Below are 17374 nucleotides of genomic sequence, written 5' to 3'. Positions count from 1 at the left end.
TCTGGATGTTCGGACAAAAGGGGGCCACGAGGCCCCCTTTTTCTTTTGCCTGTAGCGACGAACAGAGGATGTGCCCGATGGAGGGTACCTTGCCCGCCACGGATCTTGCATCCTGCCGCGACCGGCGCTCGGCTGGTGATTATGCCCATTGGCGCAAGTTGCGCAGTCACCCGATGCGCAGAGCTCTTGTCTTGTCTAACTGGGTGGGCGGTTGCAGTGGTCAAGTGCCGCGCAAAGTCAGCGGGGGCTGCTAGCGTAAGGCCGCGATCGCGTTCCTCGCGGCTGTAGGAGTGGTTGACGTAGATCCGCACGAGCGTCGGTCGGTGCCGGGGTAGGCCAGCTGTTGGCATGGGCCTGCATTTGGTTTGCCAATGAGTCGATCCGTTCGGTTGGCGGCGCGGCGGGCCGCGTTCCACCAACCTGCAGCGCCGCCCCGCGCAACCTTGTGCCGGGCGCGGGGTCGGTCCGGACGTGGCGCGCTTGCCACCCCCGGAACGGCCCGGAACCCGGCAAAAGCATCACGCCGTCGTGCGGGATGGCGGACGCCGGCCCTGCAAGAGGCCGGCGGCCGTTTTGCGTTACTTGGGATCGAAGAGCGCGATCAGATCTGTCCCGACCGTCCGCAGTTCGCCACGCAAAGTGTCAAGCTTGTCCGCCGCAGCGACGATTTCCGTCTCGGTGCTGTCCAGAGCCTCGATGTAGCGATTGCGCAGGCTCTCGACCTCGACCGCGTCGAGGTTCGCGCGCAGGCGGCCCTGTTCGCTCGACAATTCGCGCTGGCGGTCTTCCAGAGAGGAAATCTCCTGCTGGATGGCGCGGGCGCGGCGCAGCAGGTCATGCGCGGCATCAAAGCTTTCGCCCAGGGGCGCGTCGACCGCGATCCGCCCGGCGCGCACATCCAGCACCAACCGCTCGAAGTCACCCGAGTCCAGCGAATACTGGCGGCGGCTGACGGACCGTTCCACGACGTCCAACGAGACCTCGCCCGCCTCGACGGGCACGGTCACCCGGATGAAACCGTCGCCCTGTTCCACCTTGCCCGGCGCACGGTCGAGTTCTCCGAAGCCGCCGGGATGCTCGACCGAGAAGAGCGTCGCTTCTTCCGGCAGAGTGGCGTCATAGCGGGTCGTGCGCAGGGTGATCAGGTTGACGGTCACCTGCTCTCCGCCGGAAATCATCGCGGAAATGCGCTGGGTCTGGCGGCGGTCGGTGTTGACCACGGCGCCCGTGGCCTCGGCAAAGGGCAAGAGGCGGCTTTGTCCAGCCAACATGCCGGTAAAGGGCGCGTCGCCCACGAAACCGTTGGCATCCTGAACAGAGACCAGGCCCGGCGCCAGTGCCTGATCGGCCTGCAGCGAAGCGGCCATCAGGACCTGTTTGCCGGTCTTTTGCGGGCGGTACAGCGCCCGGATCTCGGGTTCGATTGCCATGTCGAAATACATCAGGTTGGCGGTGCGCCCGTCTTCGAGGTCGACGGGCTGCGGCATGGCATAGCGCAGGATGCCCGCGCCGCTCAGGGCCTCGCCTGCGCGGGCCGTGCCAGAGGGTTTGGCAAGATCGAGCGCCAGCATTTCCTTGACCGCGGGGGCATAAGCGGCTTCTGCGGCGGGGGCGGCCAATGCCCGGACGCCCAGGTCGGGCGCCGCCTTGATCGGGCGCGGACCCGAGGGGGGATCGTTCCGCGCAATATACAGCGGGTCGATCAGTTCGCGCCGGTAGGCGACGGGAGAGCCGGTGGTCAGCGTCAGTGCCACGTCGTCCCAATCCTGCCCCGAGACATTCTCGACCGTGGCCCAGCCCTGGAACCGGCCTTCGTCCAGCAGCAGCCGCCAGGAATTCTTCCACGCCGCGACCTCTGTCACATAGGACAGGTGCACGTCGCGAGCGTCCGCGGCCTCCAGCGTCAGGTCGAAACGCCGGGTCTTGCTATCGCGCCGGTCGGCATCCATCGCGCGGGCCAGTTGTGCCGCGACCTCCTCGGAAAAGGTGACCTGGGCACCGGGTGTCAGCACGATGTCCTGCACGCCGTCCTCGGTCAGCATCAGGACGGTGGTGCGGGTCACGTCCTTGCCTTCTTCGACGATCTGGGTTTCGCCCACGCCCATGACGCGCCCGGTGAAGGCGCCGCGGGCGGTGGTGACCTCCAGCGTCTCACCGATCATGGCCCGCACCAGCCCCTCTGTCGTGCGCGGTACACCGCCGGCAAAGATGGTGTCCGCCAGCGCCGCAAGGCTGCTGCCGGGCGTGTCGGTCTGCAGGTCGATGACGCCGCCCGAAGGATCTCGCACGACGAGCGAGGCAAGCACGTCGTCGGAATCGCGCATCGGCACGTCAAAAGACAGCGTGTTGCCCTCTGTCGGCGCGATGAAAGTGTAACGGGCGATCCCGGCTTGTCCCAGTTCGATCCGGGTGATCTGCGGAGAGGCAAGGGCGGTGGAAACAAGACAGGTGGTTGCCAGCAGGGCGGGCAGGAAAATGGATTTGGTCATGGTCGTCGACTCCTCGTCATTCGCGGACGGCTGAAAGGCCGTGGTCAGAGTCTACGACGCATCACCTGCCCGCGTCCTTGGTGGATATCCCGAAAAAAATTCATTTTTTCGCCGCGGCTGTCGGGGCGCGTCTTTGTCCCGGTTTCTGGGAATCCTGTTATGATGATCCGGCAGCAGGAGGGGCCATGTCGGATTACTATGATCTCGGAACCTATGGCCGTCCGGTCGTGACCGTTCCAGAGGCGCAGCTTTGGCTGGACCGGGGACTGGTCTGGCTGTTTGCCTACAACCACGAAGAGGCGACTCTTTGCTTTGAAAGGGCGCTGGAGGCCGACCCGGCGTGTGCGCTGGCCCATTGGGGCATCGCCTATGCCATAGGGCCGAATTACAACAAGCCGTGGGAGGTTTTTACCCCCGAGGAAAAGGCGCCGGCCCTGGCCCGCGCCCATGCGGCACTGGCCGCCGGGCTGGCGGTGGAAGGGGCGACGCCGGTCGAGCGAGCCCTGCTGGAGGCGTTGGCCGCGCGCTATCCGCAGGACCCGGGCATCGAGGATTACCAGCCGTTCAACGACGAGTTTTCCGCCGCGATGCAGCCGGTCTATGCGCAGTTTCCCGACGATCTGGATGTCATCTTTGTGCATGCCGAAGCGATGATGAACCGTACCCCCTGGCAGCTTTGGGACCATCATCGCGGTGAGCCAAACCCGGAGGCATCGACCACCGAAGCGATGGCGGTGCTGGAGAGGGCCTTTGACCAGGTGCCGGGTGCCTGGGACCATCCCGGGCTGCTGCACATGTATATCCACCTGATGGAAATGTCGCCGCATCCGGAACGGGCGCTGCCCCACGGTGACCGCCTGACGGGGTTGGTGCCGGACGCGGGGCACCTGGTGCATATGGCGACGCACATCGACGTGCTGTGCGGCGATTACCAGAACGTGCTGTCGCGCAACCTGGCCGCGGCAAGGGTCGACGAGACCTTCAAGAGGCGGTCGGGGGCCGCGAATTTCTACGCGCTCTACCGCATCCACAATTTGCATTTTGCACTCTACGGGGCGATGTTCCTGGGACAGAAGGCGGCGGCCCTGGACGCGGCCACACGCTTGCGCGCCGAGGTGCCGGACGAGGTGGTGCGGGTCTATCCCGACCTGTTCGAGACATTCGTAGCGGCCCTGCCGCATGTCTACATCCGCTTCGGCATGTGGTCCCATGTGCTGGACCTGGAATTGCCCGAGGACACCGAACTTTATACGACGACCAATGCCTTGATCCTCTACGCCCGGGCTGTCGCGCTGGCCAACCTGGGGCGGCACGACGCGGCGGCGGCCGCAACAGAGGCCTTTGCCGATGCCTATGCCTTGGTCCCGGAGGAGCGGATGTTGTTCAACAACACCGCGCGCGACGTTCTGGCAGTGGCCGAGCAGATGATGCTGGGCGAGGTCGCCTACAAGGCTGGACGGTACGAGGAGGGTCTGGCCCGCTTGCGCGAGGCGGTCGCACTGGATGACGGGCTGCAATACGAAGAGCCCTGGTCCTGGCCGCAGCCCACGCGGCACGCGTTGGGCGCCTTGCTGATGGATGCCGGACACTACGCCGAGGCCGAGGCGGTTTATCGGGCCGATCTTGGTCTTGACGGTGCCTTGCCGCGTCCAAGCCAGCATCCACGCAACGTCTGGGCGCTGCATGGCTTGGACGAATGCCTGGCCCGGCGCGGCGAGACGGTGGAGCGTGCTCATGTCAGGGCGGCGCTCGACGTCGCCCTCGCCCGGGCAGATGTGCCGATCCGGGCAAGCTGTCTTTGCCGGTCTCGGGTGGCCTGACAGGCCAGGATTAACCCGTTGGTATTTTTAGAATTTTTTCGCCGCCCGTTGTGGGGCAGCCCTTGCCGGGGTGCAGCTATACCTATGATATTCAGAATGTGTCGAAGATTTCTTTGCGGTTTCGGAAAGAAAATATTACCAATTTCATGGGGCGGACTTAGAGTTGCCCCTAGGGAGCCCGGTTCCGTCATGATCGGGCGCCTGGATAAATGGGAGGACGAAGATGACACGAAATATCTCAACGCGGCGCGCAGCGCTGCGCACCTTGGCTGGTGCCGGCGCGGCAACTCTTGCGGCCCCGCATCTCGCAACGGCGCAGGGTCAGACCACCACCTGGAAGATCCAGACCAGCTGGCCCGGCGGCGCCGGCCTGCAGATTTTCAAGGACTGGTGCGCAACCATCGAGGAAAAGACCGGCGGCGAACTGGCGTTCCAGCCCTTTGGCGCAAATGACGTCGTGGGGGACTTTCAGCTGTACGACGCGGTCAAGAACGGCGTTCTGGACGCGGTGAACCCCTTTACGATCTACGCGCAGGGCATCATTCCGGCGGCCACGTTCCTGACCTCGATCCCTCTGGGCCTGCGCAACCCGCATGAATTCGATGTCTTTTACTACGGGCTCGGCGGTATCGACATCGCGCGCGAGCTTTACGCCGCGCAGGGCATGCATTTCGTGGGGCCCGTCCACCACGGCCCGAACATCATCCACTCCAAGGTGCCGATCCGCTCGATCGACGACTTCGCGGGCCGCAAGATGCGTCTGCCCGGCGGCATGGTGGCCGAGATCTTTACCCAGATCGGTGCCGAAACCACGGTTCTGCCCGGTTCGGAAATCTTCCCGGCGCTGGAAAAGGGCACGATCGACGTGGCCGACTACGTTGGGCCGGCGGTCAACTACGCGCTCGGTTTCAGCCAGGTGACGGATTACATCGTCATGGGCCCTCCGGGTTTCATGTCGCTGTACCAGCCGGTCGACATCATGGACATCACCGTGGGTCAGGCTGCCTGGGACGCGCTTAGCCCGCAGATGAAGCAGTTCGTCGAAATGGAAACGCATGTCTATTCCGACATGCACCATGCCGCGATCCAGAAGGCCGACCAGGACGCATGGGCCAAGTTCGAGGCCGACGGCACCGAGGTCACGCGCCTGACGCAGGACGACGTGGAATTGATGACCGAGGTCGCCGTTCCGGTCTGGTTCGACTACGCGAACCGCGATCCGCAGGCTGCGCGCGTCTTCAAGATCCAGCTGGACTACATGATGTCCGGCTCGTTGGGTTATGTGGACCCGGCGCTGACCCAGGGGCTTGAACTCAAGCTCTGATCGGTTCGACCGCAAAGATCGTTTCCGCCCGGCGCCAGACGTGTGCCGGGCGCTTTCCTTGTCATGCCAAACCATGAGGACCGTCAATGCCCGGTCTCAGCTTCACGCTTCCACATTGGCTCTACTGGGTGGGGCTGATCGTCTTTCCCATCATCGCGATGATCCTGTCGCGACGCCCCCAGAGGGCCGAGAAACGCTATACCTTGCCGCTGGCCTACATGATCGGCGTCACCGGCGGAATCATTGGCCTGCATCGCTTCTACCTCAAGAACCTGCTGGGACTGGTCTATATCCCGATTTTCCTGTTCATCCTCTTTGCGAACGGGCAGACGCAGGATGCACGCTCGGTCCTGTCGGACTACGAGAACCAGTTGCGCGTGGCGCAGCGGGTGCTGGACCGCGAAGAAAGCCGTGTCGAAGAGGCGCGGGCCGGAATGGCGGACCTTCAGGACGCCTTTGACGAGGCGGAGGAAGGCAGCTTTGCCAAGCGTAGTGCCGAGCGCCGCCTGCAGAGGGCACAGGACACGGTGTCCAAGGGCGAGGAGCGCCTGACCGATGCCCGCGCGACGCAAGAGGATATCACCCCCCTGCGCGATGAGGCCGCCGAAACCCGCGCCTTCTGGGATAGCGCGGCGGGGTACGGACTGTATCTCATCCTGGCCCTGCTGGCGCTGGATTTCGTGTTGATGCCCATGCTGGTGCGGCGCGCGAACGAGGCCCTGCCACCGCACGAGGAAATGTCGGAAGCCGAAAAGGCGCTGATGGCCGCCGAGGCCGAGGAAGGGCCCAGGCACGACAGCGATTATGCGCAGAACTGGATCGACCGGCTGTCGCTGTTCTGCGGCGAGTTCGTCGCCTACTGGGCGGTGATCGCGGTCTTCGTCTACTATTACGAGGTGATCGCGCGCTATGTCTTCGGGTCACCGACCAACTGGGCGCACGAGGCGATGTACCTGATGTTCGGGATGCAATACCTGATCGCGGGTGCCTACGCGATGCTGACCGAAAGCCATGTGCGGGTCGACATCTTTTATGCCCCGCTGACCAAGCCGAAAAAGGCCTGGGTCGATCTTCTGACCTCGATCTTCTTCTTCATCTTCGCCGGCACGCTGCTGGTGACGTCCTGGATCTTTGCGATGGACGCGATCGCGGTGCCCTCCGGCAATGCGGTGGTCTCGGACTGGGCGCGCGGACAGATCTCCTTTGGCGAGATGGTCGGCGGCTTTGGTCTGGATCAATGGGCCGATCCGAACATCCGCTGGGGCGAGATCAGCTTCAACGAGTGGGAAGTGCCGCTATGGCCGATGAAATGGGTCATGGTGATGGGTGGGCTTTTGCTGGTGCTGCAGGGCATCTCGAAAGTCTCGAAAGACATCCGTGAAATCGCGCGGGGGAACTGAGGCATGGGTATCGAAATCGGAATCGAGTGGCTGACGCTCATCATGTTCGGCAGCCTTCTGGCGCTGCTCATGGCAGGTCTGCCACTGGCCTTCGTCACCGGGGGGCTGGCCTGTGTCTTCCTCTTTGTCCTGGGTGACGCGCGGGCGCTGAACATCGTGCCCAGCCGGATCTTCCCGCTGATGACCAACTATCAGCTTTCGGCGATCCCCCTGTTCATCTTCATGGCGGCGATGCTGGAGAGGGCAGGGATCATCAACGACATGTTCGACGTGATCTACAAGGTCCTCGGCGGGGTGAAGGGGGGGCTGGCCTCGGCCACGATCATCGCCTCGACGATCCTTGCGGCGATGGTCGGCGTGATCGGCGCGGCGGTTGTGACGATGGGCATCATCGCCCTGCCGGCCATGCTGAAGCGCCAGTACGACCCCAAGATCGCGATGGGCTCGATCATGGCCGGCGGCACGCTGGGTATCCTGATCCCGCCATCGATCCTGGCCATCATCTATGCGGTGGTCGCCGAACAATCGGTGGGTGAGCTGTTCATCGGCGCGGTCATCCCGGGCCTGCTGCTGTCGGGGATGTACATCCTCTACGTCACACTGCGGTGCTATATCAATCCGGCGCTGGGTCCGGCAATTCCGGTCGAAGAGCGGGTATCCAACGCCGAGAAACTGCGCCTCGTCGGCAAGATGGCAGCGCCGATCACGCTGGTCGTGGTGGTGCTGGGCATCATCTTTTCCGGCGTGGCGACCCCGGTCGAGGCGGCGGGCATCGGCACTTTCGGCGCCTTCATCGTCGCCGCCATCCACCGCAAGCTGGACTGGCCAACGGTGCGCGAGGCCTGCACCACGACGCTCAAGGCCAGCGCGATGGTCATCTGGATCATGTTCGGCGCGACGATCTTTGTCGGGCTCTACGTGCTGGAAGGCGGGCAACAGTTCGTGCAGGACGCGCTGGCGGCTACGGGGCTGGGCCCTTGGGGCATCCTGATCCTGATGCAGGTGTTGCTGGTGATCCTGGGGATGTTCCTGGACTGGGTCGGCATCCTGCTGCTCTGCGTGCCGATCTTCGTCCCGATCATCAAGGCGCTCGGCGCGGCCGCCTTTGGCCTCGACAGCCCCGAGGACCTGGTGCTGTGGTTCGGCGTGCTCTACCTGGTGAACATGCAGATGTCGTTCCTGTCGCCGCCTTTCGGTTACGCGCTGTTCTACCTGCGTGGGGTGGCCCCGGATCACATCCCGATGACCGACATCTTCAAGTCGGCGCTGCCGTTCCTGTTCCTGCAGATCGTCGGGCTGGTGCTGTGCATGACGGTGCCAGAGATCATCACCTGGCTGCCAAGGCTGGTCTACGGCTGATGCCCTGAAGACAACGGCCCCGCCCGAAAGGCGGGGCCGTTTCGCGTTTGGCGGTCAGCGCGACGCTTCGGCCTCGATGGCCGGGCGCATTCCCTGATCCAGCATGACAGCCAGCCGCGCGATCACCGCATCGCGCCATCCGGGCGCCTCCGTCAGGCGCGCGGGGATCAGGTCGGGGATCGCAGTCAAGCGGTCGTGGAGGCCCTCGGGCGTGACCGGAACATCGGGCGGCGGGGTCAGCAGGGCGGACCTGGGGTCGCGCAGGTCATAGGTCTTGCCCGCTTCGTCGCGGCCCAGCGTGTAACGCATCCAGGCAGCGGTGGCGAAGGCGAAGGGGGCCAGTCCCTGCTTGCGGTCCGTCGCGTCGCAGGCGGCGGCAAAGATGCGCTGCGGCATCTTCTCGGTCCCGTCCATGGCGATCTGGTAGGTTTCATGCCCGAGGTGCGGGTTGGCGAACCGCGCGGCCAGGTCCTTGGCGTAAACAGTCAGGTCCACGCCGGGCAGGGGCGGCAGGGTGGCAGATGCGGCGGCCAGGTGCCGCCGAATCAGAGCCGCCAGCGCGGGATCGCCCATCACGTCGCGGACGTACCTGTGACCGGCCAAGAAACCGGCATAAGCCAGCATGGAATGGGCGCCGTTCAGCATCCTCAGCTTCATGTTCTCGAAGGGACGGACATCCTCGACAAAAACCGCGCCGCCGGCCTCCCACGCCGGGCGGCCATAGGGAAAGCGATCCTCGATCACCCATTGGCGAAAGCTCTCGCATTCGATGGCGCCGCGATCCTCCACCCCTGTCATCTCGCGGGCCAAAGCCAGCGTCGCCTCGGTGCGGGCCGGGGTGATGCGGTCAACCATCGTCGAGGGGAAGGCGACATCGTTGGCTATGTGATTGGCCAGATCCGGCGCAGTTTCTCGGGCGAAATCAACCAGCAGCGACCGGACGAGCGTGCCGTTTTCCGGAAGGTTGTCACAGCAGAGCACTGTAAAGGGCGGCGCGCCGGCCTGCCGCCGTTGCGCCAATGCCCAGACCAGAAGGCCGGCGACACCCTGCGGATCATCCGGATCTGCGAGGTCCGCGGCAATTGCCGGGTGGCTGCGGTCAATTCCGCCCGTGGCCCGGTCGATGCCATAGCCCTTTTCGGTGACGGTCAGCGAAACGATGCGCGTGGCCGGATCGCACAGCGCGTCCAGCACCGCGCGCCGGTCGGTGGACAGGCTCAGCGCGCGGTCGATGGCGCCGATGATCCGCGCCGTACTGCCTTCGACGCCACGTTCGATGAGGGTGTACAGCCCGTTCTGCGGTTTCAGTTCCGCGGCCGGTTCCAGGCTGCGCAGGCTGACGCCGGTGATGCGCCAGTCGCCACCCGCCGACGCGAGGGCGTCATCGGTATAGAGCGCCTGATGCGCCTTGTGAAAGGCGCCCAGTCCGATGTGGACGATGCCGGGCCCGTGGGCGGCCGGGTCATAGTCGGGCCGACGGACCCCCTGTGCCAGTTGGTCAAGCGTGCCGAGACGGGTCATGCCACCACCCGGGGCGACAGCGCGGCGATGATGCCGCGCAGTTCCGCCAGCCCCTTGAGGCGCCCGATCGACGGATAGCCCGGCTGTGCCTTGCGACCTAGGTCATCGAGGATGTCCTGCCCGTGGTCGGGGCGGAAGGGGATGGACCAGTCGGCACGTCCCTCGGCCTTGCGGCGGGCCTCTTCCTTCAGGGCGGCCTCGACAAGGGCCACCATGTCGGTGTCACCGCCCAGGTGCTCTGCCTCGTGGAAGGACCCACGCAGGTCCGGCGTCTCGCGTTTGACGTTGCGCAGGTGCAGGAAGTGCACCCGGTCGCCCAGCCGCTCCATCATGCCCGGCAGGTCGTTGTCGGGGCGCGCCCCGAGCGAGCCGGAGCACAGCGTGATGCCGTTGGCGGGCAGGTCGACCGCTTCCATCACCGCGCGGTACTGCGGTTCTGTCGACATGATGCGCGGCAGGCCCAACAGCGGGAAAGGCGGGTCGTCCGGGTGGCAGCACAGCCGCAGCCCCAGTTCTTGTGCGACTGGTGCGACCTCGGAGAGGAAGTCGACCAGGTGGTTGCGCAGGGTGGCTTCGCTCATGGCGGCGTATTCGGCCAGGTGCGCGCGCACGTCCTCGAGCGAGAATCGCTCTGCCGCCCCGGGCAGACCGTAGACGACGTTTCCGGCCAGCGCCTCCTTTGCCTCGTCGGACATCCCGGCAAAGCGGCGCGCGGCGGCCTCTTGCAGCTCGGCGTCATAGTCTTCCTTGGCGTTGTCACGCGCCAGGATATGCAGGTCGAAGGCCGCGAAATCGGTCAGGTCGAACCGCATGCAGGTGGCGCCGCTGGGCAGGCGCCAGGCCAGGTCGGTGCGGGTCCAGTCCAGCACCGGCATGAAGTTGTAGCAGATCACCTCGATCCCCGAGGCCGCCAGATTGTGCAGGCTTTCCTTGTAGTTGGCGATGTGCTGCCGCCAGTCGCCCTGCTGTTTCTTGATGTCCTCGGACACCGGCAGGCTTTCCACCACGGCCCAGTCCAGCCCCGAGGGGCTGCCATCGGAAAGGCGCGCGATCTCTGCCTGTCGTCTTGCGATCTCGTCGCGGCTCCAGACGGTGCCGGTGGGGACGTGGTGCAGGGCCGATACGATGCCTTCGGCCCCGGCCTGCGCCACGTCATCGGTTGTCACAAGGTCCTTGGGACCAAACCAGCGCCAGGTCTGCTTCATGATGTCCTCCCGCGTTGAAGTATTGCGGCTCTCTATCATCCTTCATGATTGCTGGCTAGTATGGAAGTATGGTAGTCAGCACCCGGGAGGACAGCGAATCATGAATGCCGAGGGCAGCGGAACCTGGGAACTTGATCCGACATTGCCGATTTCGCGGCAGGTCTTGCGGATTCTGCGCGAGCGGATCATCCACAACGACCTGAAGCCCGGCGACAGGCTGTCCGAGTCCGAGGTCGCCCGCACCTATGACGTCAGTCGTCAGCCCGTCCGCGAGGCCTTTATCCGCCTCGCCGACCTGGGGTTGCTGGCCGTCCTGCCGCAGCGCGGCACCATCGTCAGCCGTATCGGCTATTCCGCGGTGCTGGACGCGCGGTTCCTGCGTGAGGCGATCGAAGCCGATATCGCCAAGATCCTTGCGCGCTCGCCCGACCCTGCGGTCATTGCCGAGCTGCGCGCGCAACTGGCCAGGCAGGAAGAGGCCGAAGGCGGCGACCCCAATGATTTCATCGATCTCGACGAGCTGTTTCACCGCACCCTGGCCGAAGCGGCCGGAAAGCGCGGCGCCTGGAAACAGATCGAGGGGCTGAAGGCGCAGATGGACCGGGTCCGCTTCCTGTCGCTGGGTCATTTCCCGCTGCGCAAGCTGATCGCGCAGCATCACGACATCGTGGACCAGATCGAGCAGGGCGACGTCACCGGCGCCAACTCGGCGGTCCGGTATCACCTGCGCGAGGTTCTCAGCGACCTGCCGCAGATCGTGGCGGCCAATGCCGCCTATTTCGAACTGCCGGACGGCGACTTGCCGCAACCGGTGAACGCACCCATCCAAGGAGGAGAACAGGGATGACTTTTGGTTTCAGGATGACCGCAATCGCCGCAGCCGTGGCGGCCATGGTCGCAGCCCCGGTCGCGGCGCAGGAAATGACGCTCAAGCTGGGCCACCTCGCGAACGAGGACAACTCGTGGCACAAGGCCAGCGTCAAGTTCGGCGAGGAACTGTCGGCGCTGACCGACGGTCGCATCGCCGTCGAGGTGTTCCCGAACGAGTCGCTGGGCAAGGAAATCGACCTGATCAACGGCATGCAGCTGGGCACGGTCGACATGACGATCACCGGCGAAAGCCTGCAGAACTGGGCGCCGATGGCCGCGCTGCTGGCAGTTCCCTATGCCTTCCAGACCATCGAGGACATGGATGCCTTTGCCGCCGGCCCTGTGGGTGACGACATCAAGGCGCAGATCGTCGACAAGGTGCAGATCCGCCCGATCGCCTATTTTGCCCGCGGCGCGCGCGACCTGACCTCGAACCGGCCGATCACCACGCCCGCTGACCTAGACGGCCTCAAGATGCGCGTTCCGAACGTGCCGCTCTTCGTGGACGTCTGGAAGGCGCTGGGCGCCAACCCCGGCCCGATGGCCTTCTCCGAGGTCTTCACCTCGCTCCAGAACGGCACCATCGAGGCGCAGGAAAACCCGCTGGCCCTGATCCGTTCGGCGTCGTTCTACGAGGTCCAGAGCCACGTCAACCTGACCGACCACGTCCGGTCATGGATCTACCTGACCATCGCGGAATCCACCTGGGCCAAGCTGTCGGATGCCGACAAGGATGCCGTCATGGAAGCGGCAAAGCGTGCGCAGGCCTACGAGCGTGAGCTGTTCGAGAAGAGCCTGGCAGATGACCGCGCCTTCCTCGAGTCGCAAGGCATGACCTTTGTCGACGTCGATGCGGCAGCCTTCCAGGCCGCGGCCAAGGATGCCGTCCTGGCCAACGTCAACGACGAGATCAAGCCGATCGTCGAAGAGCTGTTCGCGCAGTAAGACCCGCGCGTTCGCATGAAAACCTGGCCGGTGCCGCGGGTGCGTGGCGCCGGCCTGATTGACAGGGGGTATACGGTGAAACACGTCGATCGCTTTATCCGGGCCGTTGTCCTGCTTGCCCGCATAGGGGCGGGGCTGGGCTTTGCGGTGCTGATGGGGGCCGTGCTGGTCCAGGTCATCGGGCGGCTGGCGGGCACCTCGCCGGTCTGGACCGAGGAACTGACCCGCTACGCGCTGCTTTACATGGTGGCCTTTGGCGCCGGGGCCGCGATGCGGTCGGGCGACCTGGTGAACGTGGATGTCATCAGCGAGGCGCTGCCCGCGCCGCTGCCGTGGATGCTGCGCCTGTTGGCAGCAGTGGCCACCGCCGGGCTGGCCATCTTCCTGCTGTCGCACGCCTGGCGCTATGTCTCCATCGGCAAGATGCAGACCTCTCCCGCGCTGGGTATCCGCATGGATTTTGTCCATTTCACCGTCTGGCTGATGCTGGTCGGGCTGGCCGTCTTTGCCGTGCTTCGTGTCATCGGGATGCTGTCCGGCACCGAAGACGGCAAACCTCACCGTCCCGAGGAGGAGTGATCCGTGGACGTTGCTATCCTCTTCTCTGTCTTCGTGGCCGGTCTTGCACTGGGCATTCCCGTCGCGATCACCCTTGGCCTGTCGTCGCTGGCCTACCTTCTGTTTTCCGGGATGCCCCCGGTCGTCATGCCGCAAAAGATGTACGCGGGGATGGATGTCTTTGTCCTGCTGTCGATTCCTGGATTCATCCTTGCAGGCAACCTGATGAATCAGGGGGGGATCACCCAGCGGATCATCCGTTTTGCCAACGCCATCGTCGGCTGGATCAAGGGCGGGCTGGGCCTGACGAATATCTCGGCCTCCATGCTGTTTGGTGGCATCACGGGGACCGCCGTGGCCGATGCCGCCAGCCTTGGCGGCGTTCTGATCCCGGGCATGAAGAAGGCGGGCTATCCGGCCGATTTCTCGGCCGCCGTGACCGCGGCCTCCTCGACCGTGGGGCCGATCATCCCGCCCTCTGTTCCGATGATCATCGTCGGCGCGCTGTCGGGGATTTCGGTCGGCAAGATGTTCCTCGCGGGCGCTATTCCCGGCATCTTGATGGGCGTTGCGATGATGGTGACCTGCTACGTCATCTCCGTCCGGCGGGGCTATCCCCACCAGCCCTGGCAAGGCTGGGGAGAGGTCGCGCGCAGTTTCGGCGGGGCGATCTGGGCCATCGCCATGACCTTCCTGATCATCTACGGGCTGCTGTCGGGCTACGCCACGCCCACCGAAACCGCCGTGGTGGCCTCTGTCTATGCCTTCATCGTCGGCGCTTTCATCTATCGTGAACTGCCGCTGCGAAAGGTGCCTGGCATCATCGCCGACAGCGCGGTGTCCGCGGCGGGCATCCTGGCGCTGGTGGGGTTTGCCAATGTCTTTGGCTGGATCCTGGTGTCGGAACGCATCCCGCAGGCCATCGCCGATTCCGTCCTGTCGGTGACCGAGAACAGGATCCTGGTGATCCTGCTGATCAACATCCTGCTGCTGTTCGTCGGCATGTTCATGGAAACCATCGCCGCGTTGATCATCCTGTTCGTGCCGCTTTTGTCGCTGTCGAACGCGGTGGGCATCGACCCGCTGCATTTCGCGACCTTCGCGGTGCTGAACCTGATGATCGGCCTGACCACGCCTCCGGTGGGGGTCTGCCTGTTCGTCTGCGCCAATATTGCCCGGCTGCCTCTGGCACCGGTCGTGCGCGCGATCCTGCCGTTTCTTCTGACCAACATCCTCGTGCTGCTGGCGGTTTCGTTCTTTCCGCCGCTGGCCACCTGGCTGCCATCCGTCCTGACCAACTGAGGAGGACCGACATGCAAACCCGAGTCTGCCGTCTTTACGGCGCCAATGACCTGCGCATCGAAACCGAGGAGGTCGCCGCGCCGGGGGCGGGAGAGGTGCTTGTCGCCGTCGCCGCAGGCGGGATCTGCGGTTCGGACATGCACTACCTGTCCGACGGTGGAATCGGCACCATCCGCGTCCGCGAACCGATCATCCTGGGCCACGAGGCCTCGGGCAGGGTGATGGCAGTGGGCGAGGGGGTGTCGCATCTGTCGCCGGGAGATCCGGTGGCGCTGAACCCCAGCCGCCCCTGCGGAGAGTGCGCGTACTGTGCCGAGGGCCTGCCCATGCATTGCCTGAATATGCGGTTCAACGGATCGGCCATCCGTCTGCCGCATGAACAGGGCTTGTTCCGCGACCGGATCGTGGTGGATGCCACCCAATGCATCCCCTTGCCGGAGGGGGCTGACCTGGGTGCTGTGGCCTGTGCCGAACCCCTGGCGGTCTGCCTGCATGCCGCGCACATGGCCGGAGACATCGCAGGCAAGCGGGTACTGGTCACCGGCGCTGGTCCCATCGGCGCGCTTTGCGTGGCCATCGCGGCGCGCGAGGGCGCAGCGGAGATCGTTGTCACCGATCTTCAGGACGCCACGCTGGAGGTCGCCCGCGCAATGGGCGCGACCCGTACGATCAACGTCGCCAGGGACCCCGATGCGATGGAGGCCTATGCCGCCGACAAGGGGCATTTTCACATCGTTTTCGAATGCTCCGCGGCCGCGCCTGCGATCCGCTCGGCCATCGCGACCCTGCGCCCGCGCGGTGCGCTGGTGCAGGTCGGCGTCGTTGGCGACACGCCTATGCCGATCAATGCATTGGTCGCCAAGGAAATCCGCGTTCAAGGCACCCATCGCTTTCACGAGGAGTTCGCTCAGGCTGTCGAGGCCATCACATCTGGCAGCATCGACGTGGGCCCGATCATCACCGCGCGCTTTCCGCTGGAAGAGGCAGCACAGGCCTTTGCGGTCGCCGGCGACCGGACGAAATCAGTCAAGGTGCACCTGACATTCGAGCCTGCGTGATGCAGTGATTTCGCCGTGATGACCGGTTCGATCTGGCCCGTGCCCTGCTGACAGGGGGCGGGCTTGACCGCGCGACAGTGCCTCGGCACCGGGGCGCGATCCGGAGCAAAGTCCAGGGGGCGGGCCGCGGGCGGGATGGTGGCGGGTCTTGCGTTCCCCCTGCGCGACTGGCCTGAGATGGCAATAGACACCGAAACCTGATGAAAAAATAGGCATCTGCACGTCACAAGACACCTGTCAGAGCGGGGGTTATCAAGACCTGTTTCCGCGTCGAATCGCGGCTATGCTACCCATGTTTGATAAAGTCATTGCATGGAGCCAGCCCCGTGACGTCACAGAATGCCGCCAGCCCGTCGTCCCGCTCTGGCCCGGGTCTGCCTCGCCGTGCGATCATCGGTGCGGTCCTGGTTGCCGCGGCATTGGGCGGCGCCGCGGCGCTGGGAATCGCCGGCGCGGCGCTGAAACCCGCCAGCGAGGATTTCGTGTTTAGCCGGGGAACGGGCTTTGCCGCCGGCGAAGAGGCGCGCCTCAAAGCTAGGTTTTCGCAGCTGGCCGCCGATGACCGCATTGTCATACGGATCACCGGTCACAGCGGCACCCAGGGCGACGAGGCCGCCAACCTGAAACTCTCCGAGGAGCGGGCCGAGACCGCGCGGCAGGTGGCGCTGGACGCTGGTTTCCCGCCACGTCGTATCGATTGGACCGGCGGCGTCGGCGGGGGTGATCCGTTGCCACGAGAGGACGGGACGGGCGATCGCGCCTACCAGTCCAGCCTCGCGCGGGTGACTCTGTCCTGGCAGGTGCGACCATGACCATGCACGACCGTGTTCTCCGTGCGGGCAGCCTGTCGGCGCGTACGCCGGTCCTGCCAATGATGCTGGTTCTGGTGACGGTGCTTGTGGCCGGACTGGCCTACCTGGCTTTCGTGCGCCTGCCGCTGTGGTTTCCTGGCGCCCATGTCGTCATGGCCCTGGTTCTGGGGCTGGCGCTGTCGCTGGGGGCGCTGATGCTGTTGCCCGCTCGGATGCTGCATTCCGAGGCGGCGTTGCTGTCCCATGCCTTCAGCCAATTGCACGGCGCCCGGTCCGGACGCCATGCCACGGCGCTGGCCACCGTGATCGAAACCCATGACCGTGCCCGCCGCATCCGTCGCATCGTGCCCGGAACACAAGCGGACATCGCCGCGCTGCTTACCCGGACGGCAGACAGGTTCGATGCCCTGGCGCGCAGCCTGTTCTATGCACCCGGCGAACTGCCGCGGGTACAGGCGGTGCTGGCACGGTCCGATCTGGTGGTCGAGGCGATCGAGACCCACGGTGCCCTGCGCGCCCGCACCGGCGGTGATGGCAAGGATGTCGAGACCAGCCGTGCGCACCTGCGCACCAGCATCCAGAGCCTGCACGACGCGCTGGACGGGCTGGAGGCGCGGGCGATCACATCTTTGCTTGAGAAGGTCGAAGTCGCCTCTTCGACCGCAGAGACCCTGCTGCGCCGCTGAGCGGCGCTGATTTTTCGGGGCCAGG

14 protein-coding genes are annotated in these 17374 nt (G+C 65.0%); 11 read left to right on the top strand and 3 right to left on the bottom strand.

Annotated features, from left to right (window positions below; genetic code table 11):
* Window positions 1-578: 578 nt before the first annotated feature.
* Window positions 579-2489, bottom strand: a complete 1911-nt coding sequence (locus RBB42_RS21815) for a hypothetical protein (protein WP_305971628.1) — start codon at window positions 2487-2489, stop codon at window positions 579-581.
* 185 nt (window positions 2490-2674) lie between these two features.
* Between RBB42_RS21815 and RBB42_RS21810 the strand changes: the two genes are divergently transcribed.
* The 4 genes from RBB42_RS21810 (at window position 2675) to RBB42_RS21795 (ending at window position 8392) form a co-directional block, all read left to right on the top strand.
* Window positions 2675-4309, top strand: coding sequence for a tetratricopeptide repeat protein (locus tag RBB42_RS21810; RefSeq protein ID WP_305971629.1), 1635 nt, complete (start codon window positions 2675-2677; stop codon window positions 4307-4309).
* Between the two features lie 223 nt (window positions 4310-4532).
* The gene (gene dctP / locus RBB42_RS21805) at window positions 4533-5633 is read left to right on the top strand and encodes a TRAP transporter substrate-binding protein DctP (RefSeq protein WP_305971630.1); all 1101 of its coding nucleotides are present in this window, start codon (window positions 4533-4535) and stop codon (window positions 5631-5633) included.
* A gap of 86 nt (window positions 5634-5719) precedes the next feature.
* The gene (locus RBB42_RS21800; RefSeq protein WP_305971631.1) at window positions 5720-7033 is read left to right on the top strand and encodes a TRAP transporter small permease subunit; all 1314 of its coding nucleotides are present in this window, start codon (window positions 5720-5722) and stop codon (window positions 7031-7033) included.
* A gap of 3 nt (window positions 7034-7036) precedes the next feature.
* A complete protein-coding gene (locus RBB42_RS21795) occupies window positions 7037-8392 on the top strand; it encodes a TRAP transporter large permease (RefSeq protein ID WP_305971632.1) in 1356 nt (451 codons plus the stop codon).
* Window positions 8393-8446: 54 nt separating this feature from the next.
* Here the strand turns inward: RBB42_RS21795 and RBB42_RS21790 are convergent, their stop codons facing one another.
* Together RBB42_RS21790 and uxuA are read right to left on the bottom strand one after the other, a co-directional pair.
* Window positions 8447-9913, bottom strand: a complete 1467-nt coding sequence (locus RBB42_RS21790) for a mannitol dehydrogenase family protein (RefSeq protein ID WP_305971633.1) — start codon at window positions 9911-9913, stop codon at window positions 8447-8449.
* Window positions 9910-11118, bottom strand: coding sequence for a mannonate dehydratase (gene uxuA / locus RBB42_RS21785; RefSeq protein ID WP_305971634.1), 1209 nt, complete (start codon window positions 11116-11118; stop codon window positions 9910-9912). Before uxuA ends, RBB42_RS21790 begins: the two co-directional genes overlap by 4 nt.
* Before the next feature lie 100 nt (window positions 11119-11218).
* On the opposite strand from uxuA, the gene RBB42_RS21780 reads away from it, so the two are divergent.
* The 7 genes from RBB42_RS21780 (at window position 11219) to RBB42_RS21750 (ending at window position 17349) form a co-directional block, all read left to right on the top strand.
* Complete coding sequence (locus tag RBB42_RS21780; RefSeq protein ID WP_305971635.1) at window positions 11219-11965, top strand: GntR family transcriptional regulator; 747 nt, start codon at window positions 11219-11221, stop codon at window positions 11963-11965.
* Window positions 11962-12933 (top strand): TRAP transporter substrate-binding protein, encoded by a 972-nt coding sequence (locus tag RBB42_RS21775; RefSeq protein WP_371931812.1) that lies wholly within the window; start codon window positions 11962-11964, stop codon window positions 12931-12933. Before RBB42_RS21780 ends, RBB42_RS21775 begins: the two co-directional genes overlap by 4 nt.
* 75 nt (window positions 12934-13008) lie before the next feature.
* Complete coding sequence (locus RBB42_RS21770) at window positions 13009-13512, top strand: TRAP transporter small permease (protein ID WP_305971636.1); 504 nt, start codon at window positions 13009-13011, stop codon at window positions 13510-13512.
* Window positions 13513-13515: 3 nt separating this feature from the next.
* Window positions 13516-14793: a TRAP transporter large permease gene (locus tag RBB42_RS21765; RefSeq protein WP_305971637.1), complete on the top strand. Its 1278-nt coding sequence runs from the start codon at window positions 13516-13518 to the stop codon at window positions 14791-14793.
* An 11-nt stretch (window positions 14794-14804) separates the two neighbouring features.
* Window positions 14805-15851 carry an L-idonate 5-dehydrogenase gene (locus tag RBB42_RS21760; RefSeq protein WP_305971638.1) on the top strand — a complete coding sequence of 349 codons (1047 nt, stop codon included), beginning with the start codon at window positions 14805-14807 and terminating at the stop codon, window positions 15849-15851.
* A 326-nt stretch (window positions 15852-16177) separates the two neighbouring features.
* Complete coding sequence (locus RBB42_RS21755) at window positions 16178-16663, top strand: OmpA family protein (protein WP_305971639.1); 486 nt, start codon at window positions 16178-16180, stop codon at window positions 16661-16663.
* Window positions 16660-17349, top strand: a complete 690-nt coding sequence (locus RBB42_RS21750; RefSeq protein ID WP_305971640.1) for a hypothetical protein — start codon at window positions 16660-16662, stop codon at window positions 17347-17349. Before RBB42_RS21755 ends, RBB42_RS21750 begins: the two co-directional genes overlap by 4 nt.
* Window positions 17350-17374 lie beyond the last annotated feature (25 nt).

It is taken from the genome of Mameliella sp. MMSF_3455 (assembly GCF_030733205.1).
Lineage (GTDB): Bacteria > Pseudomonadota > Alphaproteobacteria > Rhodobacterales > Rhodobacteraceae > Antarctobacter.
The sequence above is the reverse complement of the archived record's forward strand: the minus strand, read 5'-3'. Positions and strand labels throughout refer to the sequence as shown.

Excerpts from the sequence above, each read along its gene's own strand:
- RBB42_RS21815 (WP_305971628.1), bottom strand. The coding sequence starts at position 2,489 with ATGACCAAATCCATTTTCCTGCCCGCCCTGCTGGCAACCACCTGTCTT.
- RBB42_RS21810 (WP_305971629.1), top strand. The coding sequence starts at position 2,675 with ATGTCGGATTACTATGATCTCGGAACCTATGGCCGTCCGGTCGTGACC.
- dctP (WP_305971630.1), top strand. The coding sequence starts at position 4,533 with ATGACACGAAATATCTCAACGCGGCGCGCAGCGCTGCGCACCTTGGCT.
- RBB42_RS21800 (WP_305971631.1), top strand. The coding sequence starts at position 5,720 with ATGCCCGGTCTCAGCTTCACGCTTCCACATTGGCTCTACTGGGTGGGG.
- RBB42_RS21795 (WP_305971632.1), top strand. The coding sequence starts at position 7,037 with ATGGGTATCGAAATCGGAATCGAGTGGCTGACGCTCATCATGTTCGGC.
- RBB42_RS21790 (WP_305971633.1), bottom strand. The coding sequence starts at position 9,913 with ATGACCCGTCTCGGCACGCTTGACCAACTGGCACAGGGGGTCCGTCGG.
- uxuA (WP_305971634.1), bottom strand. The coding sequence starts at position 11,118 with ATGAAGCAGACCTGGCGCTGGTTTGGTCCCAAGGACCTTGTGACAACC.
- RBB42_RS21780 (WP_305971635.1), top strand. The coding sequence starts at position 11,219 with ATGAATGCCGAGGGCAGCGGAACCTGGGAACTTGATCCGACATTGCCG.
- RBB42_RS21775 (WP_371931812.1), top strand. The coding sequence starts at position 11,962 with ATGACTTTTGGTTTCAGGATGACCGCAATCGCCGCAGCCGTGGCGGCC.
- RBB42_RS21760 (WP_305971638.1), top strand. The coding sequence starts at position 14,805 with ATGCAAACCCGAGTCTGCCGTCTTTACGGCGCCAATGACCTGCGCATC.
- RBB42_RS21750 (WP_305971640.1), top strand. The coding sequence starts at position 16,660 with ATGACCATGCACGACCGTGTTCTCCGTGCGGGCAGCCTGTCGGCGCGT.